This is a genomic window from Candidatus Xianfuyuplasma coldseepsis (assembly GCF_014023125.1).
GTDB classification, from domain to species: Bacteria; Bacillota_I; Bacilli_A; order Izemoplasmatales; family Izemoplasmataceae; genus Xianfuyuplasma; species Xianfuyuplasma coldseepsis.
Genome location: NZ_CP048914.1, coordinates 456,880 through 471,859, shown reverse-complemented (window position 1 = coordinate 471,859; position 14,980 = coordinate 456,880). Strand labels below are relative to the sequence as shown.

Below are 14,980 nucleotides of genomic sequence, written 5' to 3'. Positions count from 1 at the left end.
TTAAAAAGGAGTGTAATTTATGAAGCTATTAGAACGACAAGGTAAGGTCAAAGAAATCCGCGACAACGACCAAGTTCCAGGCGTCATTTACGGACATGGTATTGATCCAACACCGATTCAAGTAGAGTATCAAGATCTCCGCAAAGCGATGGCAAAATACGGTACATCGATGACGTTTGAAGTAACCTTAGGAAAGGATAAACATTTAGTTTATATTAAAGACTATCAATCCGATTATCTTTCCAACTATAAAACGATTCATGTTGATTTCATGAAAGTTTCTGCAGATGATACCATCAGTGCTGCTGTATCTCTGAACTTCTTGAACAAAGATGCTGTACGCGAAAGTGGACAAGTCATTGCAACAAACTTAACTGAACTCGAAGTAGAATACAAAGTTGGTAAAGGTGTTAGTAGTATTGATGTGGATTTAAGTGTCCTTAAAGACGTGGATGCAATTCATGTAGAAGACGTTGTATTACCAGAAGGATTAGCCGTGTTAAATGACCCGAAACAAATCGTTGCCAACTTAGCAACCATAGCTGAAGAAGTGGAAGCAACTGATGAAGTTGATAATGATCCATTAGCAGGTTGGGAAGACCCAGAAGCAACAGAAGACGAAGAGTAATCAACCAAAAAGAGGTAGAAAATCTACCTCTTTTTTATTATTTTAAAATATGATATAGTTCCAACTGCGAATCCACAACAGGAGTCTTCTGTTTCACATAATCGTAATGCCCTTCAATATTTTCCCGGGCTTTGACATTGTCCTCTAGTTGTAGATGCAATAACTGAATAATTTTTTTCTTCGAAACGGGATCATAAATCGGTAGCGCAAGTTCAATCCGGGTTTCCATATTCCGTGTCATCAAGTCGGCACTGGCTAAATAGACTTGCGGTTTATCGTTGTTATGGAAGTAATAGATGCGCATATGTTCTAAATAGCGACCAACGATCGATCGAACATGTATGTTTTCACTAAGTCCTTCCACTTGAGGGACCAAACAACAAATACCACGAGCAATCAAATCTATTTGAACGCCTTTTTGCGACGCTTCATACAGTTTATTGATCATCTTCACATCGGTAATCGAATTGACTTTGAATATGATTCGACCGTTTTGATTGGTTTCTTGATTCGCGATTTCTTGATCGATTCTGTCAAAAATCATATCCCGAATGGAATTCGGTGACGCGACCAATCGTTTATAACGTGGCTTTTGCGAATAGGAACTAATGTAATTGAAGAAGTGGGTGGCATCACTACCAATCAACTTTTTCGAGGAGAAATACGACGCATCGGTATAAATCTTCGCATTGTCTTCGTTGTAATTACCAGTTCCAAAATGAACAAAACGCTCCAATGTGTTTTTGTCCTTACGCACAATCAACAGTACTTTGGAATGGGTTTTTAAATTCGGAACCCCATAGATAACGTGAGCTCCAGCTCGCTCCAATACCGTACCCCAGTACAGATTGTTTTCCTCATCAAAACGTGCTCGTAGTTCAAAGAGTACCGTCACTTGTTTACCGCTTTCTGCGGCTTTCACCAAGTACTCCATGATGCGAGAATCCTTGTTTGTGCGATAGATGGTTTGTTTGATTGCAACGACAAGTGGATCTTCACACGCTTCTTTTATTAACCGGATAATGGGTTCATAAGAATGGTGGGGGTGAAACAGCAACACATCCTTCTTACGCAAGGTATCAAACATTGATTCATCGGTAGAGAATGCTCGGGGATTTATCGGTGGAATGGGGACAAACGACAAACCACCAACTCGTGTTTGTATTTTATCGTGTAGTTCATGTAAAAACGTTAAATCAATCGGGCCGTCAATCGGGATGATAAATTTCTTATGAATATCCAAATTCTCTTTTAAGAACGAGAGAACCTCTGGACTTGCTTGATTACTGATCTCCAATCGGACCGCGTCGCCGCGTTTCCGATTTTTTAATTCACTCATGACACTCTTTGCAAAATCATCCGATTGATCGTCAAATTCAATATCAAAGTCCCGTGTTATCCGGAAGGGATACACTTCTAGTACATCTAGTCCCGGATAGAGATAAGAAATATTATTGACGATTAAGTCTTCTAATAGAATGAAGTGATCTTTCTTTACATGAACAACGCGCTCCACATTCTTTGGTACCGTCACAACACTGTAGTGAATATCCCCTTTTGCATCTTGTAGTTTGGAGATTAAGTAGACACTTAAATTCGGTAACAATGGAAATGGCATGTACGAACTAAAACGAATCGGTGTTAAGATCGGATAAATAATATTTTTAAAATAGCGATTCATCTTATCTTGTTTTTTCTTCGATAACTCGTCAAACGGTACAAACTTGATATAGGTGTTTAGTTCCTCCAGACGTTGTTGATAGATCTCATACTGCATCGATATCAATTGTTTGGATTTCTTCAGCATTTTATTCAAATATTCACTCGCCATATAACCCGTCTTTTTATCAGGGGTAGACAAGCCAATATCCACTTGGCTTTTCATTCCGGATATCCGGATCATAAAATACTCATCCAAGTTGGAAGCAAAAATCGCTAAAAAGCGCAGTTGTTCTAGAAGCGGATTCTTCGAATCTATCGCTTCTTCCAACACGCGTTTATTGAACTGTAACCAGCTTAACTCACGACCGGAATATTGTGGTGTAAACGACATAGTTATCCTCCAATCATATCCAATAAAACGCCTTCACGAAGACCTGTACGACTACAGACGTAGTAGTCGGCTTGAATGTAACGGAATAGTGTTTCAAATACATAAATCGAAGGAATGATGATATCTGCACGTGATGGGGTGAACCCATCAATGTTTTGGATTTCCTCCAACGTTAGTAACATTAGTATTTTGCGAATGCGAGTGATTTCCCGCAAGCCAAGACGGTACCCGTGGGTCGCATCTTTTCGTCGAGTTAAAAAGGCATCGATACGGACCAAATTTCGTGAACTACCACCGACAACAATCAATGGTTTCCGCAGATTGCGTAACCAGGGAACTTCCTCGAACTTTCCAAATAAGAACGAGCGTAGATAGGCAATTTCATCATCGGTTGGAATCGCATGATCGATGATACTTCTCAGGACGATACTACCAAAATCAAAACAGTAGTATTCAATCGGATCGTCTCCTTGAAAGTGGACAATTTCCATACTTCCTCCACCAAGGTCGACATACAAACCCTCGTCCTCATGTACCAAAAAGGTATTCATCCCACGAAAACCAAACAATGATTCTTCCTCTTCGTTAAAGACATCTATTGTGATTCCAAATTCCGCGTTCATCGCATCTAAGATCTCTTGTTGATTGTCCACCATTCGAATTGTTTGGGTTGCAAAATACTTTACCTCAACAATATCGTCTTTATCCAATATGGCGGTATAAACACGTAGAATCCGGCGTAATTTCTCAATCCCAGTTTCACTTAATCGATTATTCTCAACGTAATTTCGAAGTCGTACGGATTCTTTTTGATTCAACTCCAAGTTATAATTAGGCCCCTTTCCTACTCGATAGATACAAAGTCGTACGGTATTACTACCGATATCGACAATACCAATTTGTCGCATCCAATCACATCCTTCTAACCCTATTATAACAAAAAAAGCGCAAAATCTAAGCGCTTAGTTTTTCTCGATATTTTTTAAATTTCTTTTTTGTTTTGGTCTTACAACTGGAACACTCGGTTCCAATGTTTGTCAGTTTCTGTAAGTCTTTATATTTTAAGACGCCATTTTGAATATGCTCCTTGACATCATTTTTTGTGATCATGAAGCACGAACAGATGTATTCTTCCTTAGTCTTTTTACCCATGTTTTCACCTACTTAACTGTAGTATATCATAATCCATTTATAGACACTGTAAATCTGCTTAAAGTTCTTCGTTTGCTCGCAAGTACTGCGTTCCTTTTTGAATCATTTTATACGTTAAGAACTTGGTTTCTCGTAAATCCATCAAGGAGTCATACACAATCACGAGTCCGGTAATCCGATAATAGAAGTAGTAATAATGATTAATGACATTTTGATAGATGATAATTGAATTGGATTCATACACCATCTCATAGCCTAAATAAAACTTGAAGGATTTCACCGTTTTTACCGCCTTGATAAAGAACATTCGATTATCCATTCGGGTTTCCACGATAAATCCAATCGCGAGTACGATAAATGAAACCGACATCACCAAGTAATTGGCATCGACAAGTGAAATACTTGCTGGATCGTATTGGAAAATAATTAGTGTCGTTAATCCAAAGTAAATCACATTGTTCAGTAATGCGGCGATCAATAGCAATCCAATAATGACAATGACATACACCACATTAGACAGCACAAACAAAGTAATGTTGGGCAAGAAGGTAATAATGAACGCAATGAGAATCAGTAGCTTAATTAGATAGGAATAACTCGATTTAATCGTTCCTTGGTATTTGTCTTTCATCTCATTTGCCGTCTCTGAATGACGTTTGAAAAACGTGCTTGCGTAACGATAGATATAATGAATGCGTGCGACAAAACCACTGAATGAATACGCTGATTGGACAATCGCAAACGTAAACAGCAAACCAACAAACAACAATACTTCCAGTAATTGATCTTCGTGGAATCGATTATGAATTAAGATGATTAACAGTAATACGACAACTGTTTTGACAATGATTTGGCCACTGTACAAGGCAATCTTTTTGACACTTAATTCCTTGTGCCAATTGATAAACATGATCCGATATTGTCGGATGATAAACCAAAATGCAATGGTTAATAATACAATCGGTAAGCCAAAGGAAATATAGACTCTCATATGCATCACCTCCTCTTTCATAGTATACCACTAGCAAAGTGAAAAAAATAATGATATGATATAGTGGAAAATTAGGAGGTTATCGTATGAAATGGACCGAACAAGATATGCCGGATTTGTCCGGAAAAGTAATCGTCGTAACAGGAGCAAACTCCGGTATTGGATATGAAGCAACACGATTGTTTGCAAAGAAGAATGCTGAAGTCATTATGGCCTGTCGTAATCGGGAAAAAGCCGAGGCAGCATTCGATACAATCAAACAGGATGTTCCGACCGCAAAACTAGTCATTATTGCGCTCGATTTAGCAAGTTTTTCATCCATACACAAGTTCAGTGATGAACTACATAAACGCTATCAAACCATTGATATCTTACTTAATAATGCTGGGATTATGATGACCCCATACCGTGAAACCGCGGATGGACTTGAACAACAACAAGGAATCAATCATTTTGGTCATTTTCTATTAACAAGTTTATTGTTTGATTTATTGAAACAAAGCAATGATCCGCGAATTGTCAATATCAGTAGTATTGCCCATCGCTTTGGTACAATGAACTTCAAGAACTTACAATACAAAAACAAAAAAGGATATGTCCCATTTTTAGCCTATGGACGCAGTAAGTTAGAGAATTTATTATTCACGTACCATTTGGCTAATAACGTAGAACAAGCGGGTTTATCAGTTAAAGTTCTTGCGGCTCATCCCGGTATTTCATCCACCAATCTGGGCAATCATATCTATGAACGCGGAGTTTACAAAGCCTTCCACGCACTCACCAATAAGTTTACTCAAAGTGCGTATCAAGGAAGTTTACCCGGTGTTCGTGCTGCGGTTGATCCAATGGCTCAAAACGGACAATTCTATGGCCCTGATAAACTCTTTGGAGTAAAAGGTGCTCCAGTAGTTTGCACCTCGACAAAACGATCACATAATCGCAATCTGCAGCAACAGTTATGGGACTATAGTCTCGAAGTCACATACGCTCCATTCACATTCTAAAAAAAACGCTGAACTCAGCGTTTTTCTTTTAGAAATGATTCAATTCGTTTCATCGCCTCGGCCAGTTCTTCTAGAGGTAGTGCATAGGAGATGCGGATGTAATCATTGTGATGACCTAAAAACGACTCACCAGGGATTGTAGCCACTTTATAGGTATAGAGCAATCGTTCACAAAATGCGATGGAGGAACTGCTGTATTCAGCGATGTTCACAAATACATAAAACGCCCCTTCGGGATAGACATAAGCAAGCCCTAAACGGTCGAGTTCTTGACAGAGAAAATCTCGTCGTTTGCGTAATTCTTGTACCAAGAACAGACTGTCCTCATCCTTGGCTGCTAAAGCTGCATATTGGGATAGTGATGTTGCGCTAGTAACGCTATATTGATGTGTTTTTAGCAGTTGACGTATCATTAAAATATCAGCGACAATGTAGCCAATCCGAAACCCAGTCATCGCATGGGATTTACTGAATCCGTCCAACAACACCATATTGTCCTTTAATTCCGAATAAACACTGAAGGATGTAAAGGTACCATCAAAGACAATTTCACTGTAGACTTCATCGACAATTAGTAGAAGATCATATTTGAGAACGAAGTCTTTGATGTAGTCCATTTCCGTCATCGTTAATACTTTTCCTGTTGGATTATTGGGATTGGTAATTAGGATCGCTTTGGTGTTTTCATTATATGCGGTTTCTAGTTGTTCTTTGGTGATTCGAAAATCACTTGTACTGAGATCAATTTCGCGAACTGTGGCTTGTTCAATTTTGATTAATGGTTCATACCCAACATAACCTGGTGTCGGGATAATGACTTCATCGCCTTTCCCGATACAGGACTTGACGATGATACTGATTCCTTCGGTTGTTCCCACGGTAACGATGACTTCTTCCGCATTATAGTGTTCATAGCGATAGGATATTTTTTTACGTAATGCGTCCAATCCAGCGTTTGGCGTATAGCGAGTTTTGTTATGTTCGGCTGCCCACGATACCCCTTCTTTAATATGATCAAACGTGTTGAAATCGAGTTCACCGAGCGTCAGTTTAATCACGCCTTCAACGTCTTCGGCTTTTTGATTAAACTGGCGAATTCCGCTAATCGCAATCTCTTGTACCTCTTGTTTGATGAATTTACTCATGTAGGACACCTAGTTTCTTAAGGAGTGTTTGATAGGCTTTAAGACCAACTTGTAAGACCTGAGGATTAAAGTTAAACTTCGGATGATGGAGGGAATATGTAAAACCTTGTTTGTCGTTTTTTGCTCCTACAAAGAAGAATACACTGGGAACAACCTCACCATAGAACGAAAAGTCTTCGGCAATCATAAACGGTTGTTTGAATTCGTGTAGTGGAAACTCGTATAATGCGTCTTTCCATGTTTGATAGAGATGTTCATCGTTGATGACGGGTAAGTATCCATCGTTTACGTCAATTGTAATTGTACAACCATAGAGTTGTTCATAATGTCTAGCGAACTGATTCATCGCTTGGACCATCTGTTCTTGTACGGTCTTGTCAAACGAACGAATCGTGCCTTCCATAATCGCTCGATCACTGATTTGATTTCGAACATGGCCGCCTTGAATATGGCCAAACGTCATGATGGTCGGTTGTAGCGGTGAAATCATCCGTGTTTGTATCGTCTCAAAATCAACGAGTAATTTTGCCAAAATAATATTCGCATCAACGCCTTTATGAGGCATTGCACCATGGGCACTAGTACCGATAACAGTGACATTCACTTCATTCGCCATCGCCATAAAAGGACCCGGTTTTGAAGCGATTATACCTTCTTCAATCTCGGGAAACAAATGAATACCAAAGATGGCTTCCACGTGACATTGTTCCAGTAAACCAGTATCCACGATTTGCTTGGCACCACCAATGGACTCTTCTGCGGGTTGAAAAATCAGAAGCACGTTCTTTTGGAGTTGATCTAGTTTGGCTTGTAAGTAATCAGCAACCCCAAGCATCATTGCCATGTGACCGTCATGGCCACAGGCATGCATATATCCATCATGCGTAGAAGCAAAACCGACACCGGTTTCTTCGTGTACTGGTAATGCGTCAATATCCGTCCGAAATGCAATTGATGTAGAATGTCCTTGATCCAGATAAACATAGAGTCCTGTTGTTGCAATAACTTGTGGTTGGTAGCCCATAGCTTGTAGAGCTTTTTGTAGGTATGCTTGCGTTTTAAATTCCGTAAAACTGGTTTCGGGAATCTGGTGTAAATCTTCCCGAAATTGTTGTAGTTTGTTTGTCATTTTGATCACCTTATACTTAAAATATACCATAACGTGAAACGGTGCAACACAAAATTATGTACAGTTTGCGAAAAGATTGTCACAAGAGAACTTTACAGAACCCTAAAATCAGTGATATCATAAGGTCAAGATACCGAACATTTAAGGAGTGGTTGGATGAATATTGCAATTGTTGGTGCAACGGGACTTGTGGGAAGAACCTTTCTCCAAATTCTCGATGAACGAAATATTTCCATTGATCGGTTGTATCTATATGCATCAAAGCGTAGTGCGGGAACGGTTGTCACATTTCAAGATCAATCCTATACCGTGATGGAGACAACCACAGCAAATATCATCGATAAAGATATTGATATTGCTCTTTTTAGTGCCGGTAGCACAGTAAGTACAACCTTTGCTCGTGATTTTGTATCGATTGGGGCGGTTGTGATTGATAATAGTTCGGCGTTTCGTATGGATCCCCAGGTACCGCTTGTGGTACCTGAAGTGAATCCAGACGATGTACTTCAGCACCAAGGCATTATCGCCAATCCGAACTGTTCGACGATACAATCCGTTGTTCCTTTGACTGTTGTGCAACACCTATGGGATATCAAACGAGTGGATTATACAACCTATCAAGCCGTGAGTGGTAGTGGACAACAAGGAATTGATGATTTCGACCGAACCGCTGAAGGAGAATCTCCACAGCTCTACCCCTACCCAATTTACAACAATGTGATTCCGCAAATTGATCGATTTGAATCGACCAATTTTACCTTTGAAGAGCACAAGATGATTCAAGAAACACAAAAGATTCTACACAAACCCGATCTTGCTGTATCCGCAACGTGCGTGCGTGTGCCGGTGAAGCATGCTCATAGCGTGTCGATGATCATCGAACTCATAAAGGAACCCGATCTTGAACGATTGCGTGAGCAGTTGCATGCAACACCAGGAATTGAAGTGATTGATGATCCAGAACAACAACAATATCCGATGCCTTTATTCGCAGCCAATCAAGATGCGATTGTGGTTGGCCGGATTCGTAAAGATTTGTATAACCCGTGTCTCCTGCATATGTTTTGCAGTGCGGATAATATCCGAAAAGGGGCCGCATTAAACGCAATCCAAATACTGGAAGTTGTCGATAAGAAGATACTTAGAAAATAAATATATATGGTACAATTGAACTGAGGTGATATAGATGCGAAAATTCATCTATCTGATCATCGCTGTATTGGGGAATGGACTAGGGAGTGCGATGATGTATGAGAGTACGATTGGGATGAGTGCATGGGGTAGTGCTGCTGCAAATGTCAGCGCCATATCCGATGCGATCACACCAGGCTTGGCATTTATGATCGTGAGTATCGTCTTTTTCATCATTGCGATCATTATTCATAAAAAAGTAATCCTTTATGAGATCTTTTTCTCATTGGTTTTTTTGGTTTCATTTAGTACGATCATGGACATGTTTATCGTGATGTTACCCGATATGTCAAGTTGGTCGTTTTCGATGCGTTTACTAGTGAACATCATCGGGATGTTGGTGTTGTTATTCTCGATTTCGATTCATCTCTATATTAATACTGCTGTTCATCCGATGGATGTCTTCTTACGGGTATTGCAGCAAGATGTGTTTCACAATGTAATCATTGGTACCTACGTCGCGTATGGCTGTGCTTTTCTCGTTGCGGTTATCTTTGGATTGCTAAGTGGCGGGATCACCAATATTGGCATTGGAACCGTGCTTACGATTGTCTTAGGTGGATCGATTATGGGTCTGTATGATCGATACGTTATTCGGTATTTGTAGGAGGAGTTCGATGTATTTGATTAGTGCCTGTCTCATCGGTGAACAAGTAAAATACGATGGTAACGATAACTTCCATGAAGTAGCGAAACAACTTGTTGATCACAACCTCGCCATCCCCGTATGTCCCGAAGTCTTAGGGGGGATGACAGTTCCGCGGATTCCGTCTGAAATTGTTGGTGACAGCGTCTTCAGTAAAACCGGAGAAGATGTCACACATTTTTTTATGAACGGTGCGCAAAAAACACTGAAAATTGCAAAAGAGAATCATGTCACTATCGCTATATTACAAGCGCGCAGTCCATCTTGCGGTTCGAAACAAGTATACGATGGAACCTTTTCTGGACGGTTAATCGAAGGACAAGGAATCACGACGTCGTTATTGGAACAACACGGCATTCGTGTCATCACGATTGAGGAGTATATCAAGGACTATTATGAACAAGATTTTTGATCCGATTATCGCTGCCTTTCGAATTGTTGTTCCCGTTATTATCTTGTATTCGATTAGTTTGGCGATTGACACCAATCTGGTGTCCTTAGGTGATGTCCCAACGTGGATTCTATGGACGATTGTTCCACTCTTAACCGCAGCGATTGCTCACGCGATTAAACCGTGGATATTACTTCCTTCTGGACTCTTGATTGGGATCTTGATCAATCCGCTTGGTGTAGGTATCTTTGGTGGAATTTTTGCCGGGTTAATCTTGGGGTATAGTTATCTCTATGCTAGTACTCATTTCTTTCGCGATAAGAAGCCGCATTTGTATGATATTAAGGGAGTGATTACCCTATTACTTATTACTGCAATGACCTATGTATTGATGACGTATCTCATTGCTCCACCAATCGTGTTTCTACTCGATCAAGTGAACACGTATGTGGCCCATATTGGTACTGAGGAAACATTATTGATTGTCGTCATCTTAGCAATGTTAAATACGATTGATTTAGGGGGACCTTTTAATAAGTTATCATTTGGGTTTGCTGTTCAATTTTATACCGATGGGTATTATCACATTACCGGTCCTCTTATGGTAAGTGTTGTTATTCCACCGATGGTGATATTGTGTAGTTTATTACTCTTTAAAAAATATTACACTACTACAGAACGAGGAAACATCAAGTGGCTTGTCATTGGGAGTTTGTTTGGCTTAACCGAAACGTCGTTGCCAATTGCTTTGAAACGCCCTCATATGTACATTCCAATCTTGTTAGTTGGCGCTGTTATCGGGAGTGCAAGTGCTGTCTTGTTTGGGATTGAGAACATCTTACTTGTGGTGTCGTTACCCGGCATTATTGGCGTAAATTATAAATTACTGTATATCGTATCCCATGTGATTGGGGTAGGTACGTCCCTCGTATTATTAGCTCTGTTTATTCGTTCAAAAACGACTGAAACCGAATAATTCGTTTTTGAGGAGGTTGAATCATGTTACTAAGTATTGCCTTAATGTTTACCATTGGAATTCTTTTAGGAGAGTTGTTTACGAAATTTAAACTACCTGGTTTTATCGGAATGATCCTTACTGGTATTTTACTGGGACCATTTGTGTTTAATTTAATCAGTGATGAGATTTTGACCGTGAGTTCCGATTTGCGACGGATTGCCCTAGCTGTAATCTTACTACGTGCAGGTCTCTCACTCGACATTCAAGACCTCAAGAAAATCGGAAGACCGGCTTTGCTGATGTCGTTTATTCCGGCGACATTGGAATTAATCGCCGTTGTCATTTTCGCCCCCTTACTCTTTGATATTAGCTATATGGAGGCTGCGATTTTAGGAAGTGTTTTAGCCGCCGTTAGTCCCGCAGTTGTCGTTCCAAAAATGATTGCATTAATGGAACAAGACTATGGCCAAAACAAAAAGATCCCCCAATTGATTATGGCCAGTGCGAGTGTTGATGATATTTATGTCATTGTTCTTTTCGCTTCGTTTTTAGGGATGTATCAAAGTGGCGACTTTTCCTTTGTTAGTATGATGATGGTACCTGTTGCAATCGTCATTGGGATTGTGATCGGGATTGTAATTGGTGTCGGACTTGCTGCCTTCTTCGCGGTATTCCGTGTTCGTGATACGATTAAAGTACTGGTGATCTTAGGGGTATCGTTATTCTTATACGTCTATGAAGAACCAATCAATACCGTTGTTCCATTCAGTGCTTTACTGTCAATGATGGTGATTGGTATTACCTTCTTGAATCAATCGGAAGAACGAGCGTTACGACTGCGTGATAAGTTTAATCGCGTTTGGGTCTTTGCCGAACTCCTCTTATTCATTTTGGTCGGGGCAGCTGTGGATATCGAGTTGGCCTTTACCGCAGGAGGGATTGCGTTGCTATTGTTATTCATCGAGTTGCTGTTTCGTTTTGGTGGAACACAAGTGTGTTTATTGGGAACGACCCTCAACCAAAAAGAGCGATTATTCAGTGGGATTTCCTATCTTCCGAAAGCGACCGTACAAGCAGCAATTGGTGCAATTCCACTTGAAATGGGCGTACCCCATGGTGAATTAATCTTGGCCATCGCTGTCTTAAGTATCATCATTACCGCACCAATTGGAGCGATTGGAATCGATATAACGCACAAACGATTTTTAAAAAAAGGATGAAAATCCTTTTTTTCTTTTGTACAATAGAAGTGGAGGTGGTAGGATGAAAATCTTGATTGTTTATGCGACGTTCTTTGGGAATACAGAAAAGGTTGCAAAAATGATTCAACAACACTGTGGTGCGGATGCAGAGTTACAGCATGTTAATAATGTTCATTCGGTTATAGGATACGACATGGTTATTATCGGATCGCCAACGAGAGCGTTTCGACCAACCAAGCCAATTGTTAATTTGGTGAAGTCATTTGGTAATGAATCTACAAGAATGATTGCTTTTTTTGATACGCGTGTAGATCCTACAACCATCGAGCAAGGATTTGTTCACAAGATGATGAAGTGGTTTGGCTACAGCAATGATACGCTTGAGAAAATCGCACGCAAAAAGAAATTAAATGTGCGATTGCCAAGTGGTGAATTTTGTGTCAAAGATAGTGAAGGACCACTAGTGGATACCATTGAAGAAGATGTCAGAAAATGGGTAACAATGATCTGTCGATCGAAGGAGGAAACGGTATGAATTTAGTTCCATTTGAAGCCTATGAAAAAGTAAAGAAAGAATTGATTTTACGTCGTCCATTGTTCTATAGTTTTGTGTTATCATTTGTATTGTTTATCGTCGTGTTATTTAGTGGCCAAATTGGTGCAGCCTTCGTCACATTCCTTGTCGTGTTTATATTATTGTTTGTGTTATCGTATGGAATCCTGTGGTTACAAACCAAAGGAGTTTTGCGTAAAACAAAGAACTTTGAGGAACAAGTTCCACATCTTAATGTTTCATTGATGGTAAGTGGTACGTTTGTAAAAGAAGAAGGACTTCTTTGTTTCTATGATGATCACATCGTATATAAAGGGTTATTAGCAGGAGCTGCGAATAAAGAAATTGCCCTTGAAATTAACGAAGATCTATTTATCGGTTATGGAGAAATCAAGCGTCGTCGTCGTGATAAATTCATTGATGGTGATTATCAACAATGCTTTGTAATGGTTCGGCCGATGCCCCATGGTGTGGTGTATAAATTTAAATTCAACAACATTGACGATTCCTTATCGAAAGTCGCCGAACGAATCGATCAGATTTCGCAATTTAATTCCGAAAAATTTCAATAATTTACTTCTAACAAATAAACGTGTAGCCTTTTCGCTACACGTTTTTAATTGCGACTGGTAAAATTTGTTTTCCGTACTATAATAGAGATAGGTGATACAATGGAATATTCCCCTTCATACAAGCGCCAGATTACTAAGTTTGGCTTTTATGGATTCTTTAAAAACCTCCGGTTCTTTGACCCGGTTTTATTGATATATCTTGCCAGTAATCAAATCAGTACGTTTCAAATTGGATTGCTTTATTCGATTCGAGAGCTCATCATTTACGTGTTTGAAGTACCATCTGGTGTCTTTGCCGATCGGTATGGAAAGAAAACCGAATTGATCCTATGTTTCATCTTTTACATCATTAGTTTTTTCATCTTTGCGATAGGAACAACGTTTGGCGTATTTATTATTGCAATGATTTTGTTTGGCCTGGGAGAAGCGTTTCGCAGTGGAACGCATAAAGCGATGATATTGCTTTATTTAGATCAACATAATCGCAGTGATGAAAAGAGTAAAACCTATGGGAAAACGCGTTCCTTTTCGATGATTGGTTCAATGATATCGAGTTTGTTCACGATTTATTTGGTGATTGCAATTCCCGAGTTAAAGTTTTTATTCTTTTTGGCGATTATTCCCTATCTAATGGATATTCTATTGATTCTGAGTTATCCCAATGAATTAAACGACAAGCGAAGTGACACCTTCACAATGCGTGAATTTGCATATGAAACCAAAGAAACCTTACGCTATGTGATGCATGATAAACCGATGCGACGGATTTTATTGCGGTCCTCAAGTTATATGGCGGGATTCAAAATTTTAAAAGATTTTATTCAGTTGATTTTGGTGTCCATCCCATTAACAATCTTACTATTTGAAGGATTTAGTGCTGCAGAACATGTCGAGATCTACGCTGCAATCATGTATGCGATCATCTTCTTCATCAGTGCGATATCCTCGCGGTATGCCTATCTGCTACTTCGTTTTTCGAATCACGATTTCTTAACCAATTTGATGTGGATTCTAAGCGGAGTTGTATCGATTATGATTGGGCTCTTTGTTGCGAATATTCTCGTGGTGTTCATTGGATTTATTCTCCTCTATGTATTACTCAATATTCGGAAACCATTAATGGTTGAAATCATTGGCGATCATGCGGATCCCGCAAGACGGGCGAGCGTGTTATCCATTGATTCCCAATTAACGTCGATTTTCATTATTGTGTTCGCACCGATTTTGGGATACCTCAGCGATCAATTTTCGTTTGGTGTAACGTTTCTCTTAGTCGGGATTGTCATGGTATCGATTTATCTATTCTCCCAATTTCAACGTACTTCACGAGTGTAACAATGTTCGTTTTCGAAAACGTTTGTGGTT

General features: G+C 39.6%; 16 protein-coding genes. 10 read left to right on the top strand and 6 right to left on the bottom strand.

The annotated features are described in order from the left end of the window. Nucleotides 1-19 precede the first annotated feature (19 nt). Nucleotides 20-628, top strand: a complete 609-nt coding sequence (locus G4Z02_RS02145; RefSeq protein ID WP_258878218.1) for a 50S ribosomal protein L25 — start codon at nt 20-22, stop codon at nt 626-628. Nucleotides 629-665: 37 nt separating this feature from the next. On the opposite strand, the gene ppk1 is transcribed toward G4Z02_RS02145, so the two are convergent. Genes ppk1 through G4Z02_RS02125 form a run of 4 tightly spaced genes read right to left on the bottom strand, consistent with a single transcriptional unit; the run spans nt 666 to nt 4,824 of the window. Beyond that, on the bottom strand, nt 666-2,681 hold the full coding sequence (gene ppk1, locus G4Z02_RS02140; protein WP_258878217.1) for a polyphosphate kinase 1: 2,016 nt from the start codon (nt 2,679-2,681) through the stop codon (nt 666-668). Between the two features lie 2 nt (nt 2,682-2,683). Further along, the gene (locus G4Z02_RS02135) at nt 2,684-3,589 is read right to left on the bottom strand and encodes a Ppx/GppA phosphatase family protein (RefSeq protein ID WP_258878216.1); all 906 of its coding nucleotides are present in this window, start codon (nt 3,587-3,589) and stop codon (nt 2,684-2,686) included. A 46-nt stretch (nt 3,590-3,635) separates the two neighbouring features. Next, nucleotides 3,636-3,833 carry a (2Fe-2S)-binding protein gene (locus G4Z02_RS02130; protein ID WP_258878215.1) on the bottom strand — a complete coding sequence of 66 codons (198 nt, stop codon included), beginning with the start codon at nt 3,831-3,833 and terminating at the stop codon, nt 3,636-3,638. Between the two features lie 58 nt (nt 3,834-3,891). Continuing rightward, nucleotides 3,892-4,824, bottom strand: a complete 933-nt coding sequence (locus G4Z02_RS02125) for a hypothetical protein (RefSeq protein ID WP_258878214.1) — start codon at nt 4,822-4,824, stop codon at nt 3,892-3,894. A gap of 86 nt (nt 4,825-4,910) precedes the next feature. Between G4Z02_RS02125 and G4Z02_RS02120 the strand changes: the two genes are divergently transcribed. Beyond that, nucleotides 4,911-5,828, top strand: coding sequence for an oxidoreductase (locus G4Z02_RS02120; RefSeq protein ID WP_258878213.1), 918 nt, complete (start codon nt 4,911-4,913; stop codon nt 5,826-5,828). 14 nt (nt 5,829-5,842) lie between these two features. Here G4Z02_RS02120 and G4Z02_RS02115 read toward each other — a convergent pair whose 3' ends face one another. Together G4Z02_RS02115 and G4Z02_RS02110 are read right to left on the bottom strand one after the other, a co-directional pair. After that, a complete protein-coding gene (locus G4Z02_RS02115) occupies nt 5,843-6,973 on the bottom strand; it encodes a pyridoxal phosphate-dependent aminotransferase (RefSeq protein WP_258878211.1) in 1,131 nt (376 codons plus the stop codon). Beyond that, complete coding sequence (locus tag G4Z02_RS02110) at nt 6,966-8,102, bottom strand: M20 metallopeptidase family protein (protein WP_258878210.1); 1,137 nt, start codon at nt 8,100-8,102, stop codon at nt 6,966-6,968. Before G4Z02_RS02110 ends, G4Z02_RS02115 begins: the two co-directional genes overlap by 8 nt. 156 nt (nt 8,103-8,258) lie before the next feature. Here G4Z02_RS02110 and G4Z02_RS02105 point away from each other — a divergent pair, with 156 nt between their 5' ends. The 8 genes from G4Z02_RS02105 (at nt 8,259) to G4Z02_RS02070 (ending at nt 14,950) form a co-directional block, all read left to right on the top strand. After that, nucleotides 8,259-9,254 carry an aspartate-semialdehyde dehydrogenase gene (locus tag G4Z02_RS02105; protein ID WP_258878208.1) on the top strand — a complete coding sequence of 332 codons (996 nt, stop codon included), beginning with the start codon at nt 8,259-8,261 and terminating at the stop codon, nt 9,252-9,254. Between the two features lie 34 nt (nt 9,255-9,288). Then, nucleotides 9,289-9,900, top strand: coding sequence for a DUF6198 family protein (locus tag G4Z02_RS02100; protein ID WP_258878207.1), 612 nt, complete (start codon nt 9,289-9,291; stop codon nt 9,898-9,900). Nucleotides 9,901-9,910: 10 nt separating this feature from the next. Next, entirely contained in the window at nt 9,911-10,351 is a 441-nt protein-coding gene (locus G4Z02_RS02095; RefSeq protein WP_258878206.1) for a 2-thiouracil desulfurase family protein, read from the top strand. Next, complete coding sequence (locus G4Z02_RS02090; protein ID WP_258878205.1) at nt 10,335-11,306, top strand: PTS sugar transporter subunit IIC; 972 nt, start codon at nt 10,335-10,337, stop codon at nt 11,304-11,306. Before G4Z02_RS02095 ends, G4Z02_RS02090 begins: the two co-directional genes overlap by 17 nt. Nucleotides 11,307-11,329: 23 nt before the next feature. Then, nucleotides 11,330-12,508 carry a cation:proton antiporter gene (locus G4Z02_RS02085; protein ID WP_258878204.1) on the top strand — a complete coding sequence of 393 codons (1,179 nt, stop codon included), beginning with the start codon at nt 11,330-11,332 and terminating at the stop codon, nt 12,506-12,508. A gap of 43 nt (nt 12,509-12,551) precedes the next feature. Continuing rightward, a complete protein-coding gene (locus tag G4Z02_RS02080) occupies nt 12,552-13,025 on the top strand; it encodes a flavodoxin family protein (RefSeq protein ID WP_258878203.1) in 474 nt (157 codons plus the stop codon). Then, the gene (locus tag G4Z02_RS02075) at nt 13,022-13,615 is read left to right on the top strand and encodes a hypothetical protein (protein WP_258878202.1); all 594 of its coding nucleotides are present in this window, start codon (nt 13,022-13,024) and stop codon (nt 13,613-13,615) included. Before G4Z02_RS02080 ends, G4Z02_RS02075 begins: the two co-directional genes overlap by 4 nt. A 99-nt stretch (nt 13,616-13,714) precedes the next feature. Then, a complete protein-coding gene (locus G4Z02_RS02070) occupies nt 13,715-14,950 on the top strand; it encodes an MFS transporter (protein WP_258878201.1) in 1,236 nt (411 codons plus the stop codon). Nucleotides 14,951-14,980: the final 30 nt, after the last annotated feature.

Bases quoted from the DNA above. Each gene is read 5' to 3' on its own strand.
- G4Z02_RS02145 (WP_258878218.1), top strand. From the start codon at position 20: ATGAAGCTATTAGAACGACAAGGTAAGGTCAAAGAAATCCGCGACAAC.
- ppk1 (WP_258878217.1), bottom strand. From the start codon at position 2,681: ATGTCGTTTACACCACAATATTCCGGTCGTGAGTTAAGCTGGTTACAG.
- G4Z02_RS02135 (WP_258878216.1), bottom strand. From the start codon at position 3,589: ATGCGACAAATTGGTATTGTCGATATCGGTAGTAATACCGTACGACTT.
- G4Z02_RS02130 (WP_258878215.1), bottom strand. From the start codon at position 3,833: ATGGGTAAAAAGACTAAGGAAGAATACATCTGTTCGTGCTTCATGATC.
- G4Z02_RS02125 (WP_258878214.1), bottom strand. From the start codon at position 4,824: ATGAGAGTCTATATTTCCTTTGGCTTACCGATTGTATTATTAACCATT.
- G4Z02_RS02120 (WP_258878213.1), top strand. From the start codon at position 4,911: ATGAAATGGACCGAACAAGATATGCCGGATTTGTCCGGAAAAGTAATC.
- G4Z02_RS02115 (WP_258878211.1), bottom strand. From the start codon at position 6,973: ATGAGTAAATTCATCAAACAAGAGGTACAAGAGATTGCGATTAGCGGA.
- G4Z02_RS02110 (WP_258878210.1), bottom strand. From the start codon at position 8,102: ATGACAAACAAACTACAACAATTTCGGGAAGATTTACACCAGATTCCC.
- G4Z02_RS02105 (WP_258878208.1), top strand. From the start codon at position 8,259: ATGAATATTGCAATTGTTGGTGCAACGGGACTTGTGGGAAGAACCTTT.
- G4Z02_RS02100 (WP_258878207.1), top strand. From the start codon at position 9,289: ATGCGAAAATTCATCTATCTGATCATCGCTGTATTGGGGAATGGACTA.
- G4Z02_RS02095 (WP_258878206.1), top strand. From the start codon at position 9,911: ATGTATTTGATTAGTGCCTGTCTCATCGGTGAACAAGTAAAATACGAT.
- G4Z02_RS02090 (WP_258878205.1), top strand. From the start codon at position 10,335: ATGAACAAGATTTTTGATCCGATTATCGCTGCCTTTCGAATTGTTGTT.
- G4Z02_RS02085 (WP_258878204.1), top strand. From the start codon at position 11,330: ATGTTACTAAGTATTGCCTTAATGTTTACCATTGGAATTCTTTTAGGA.
- G4Z02_RS02080 (WP_258878203.1), top strand. From the start codon at position 12,552: ATGAAAATCTTGATTGTTTATGCGACGTTCTTTGGGAATACAGAAAAG.
- G4Z02_RS02075 (WP_258878202.1), top strand. From the start codon at position 13,022: ATGAATTTAGTTCCATTTGAAGCCTATGAAAAAGTAAAGAAAGAATTG.
- G4Z02_RS02070 (WP_258878201.1), top strand. From the start codon at position 13,715: ATGGAATATTCCCCTTCATACAAGCGCCAGATTACTAAGTTTGGCTTT.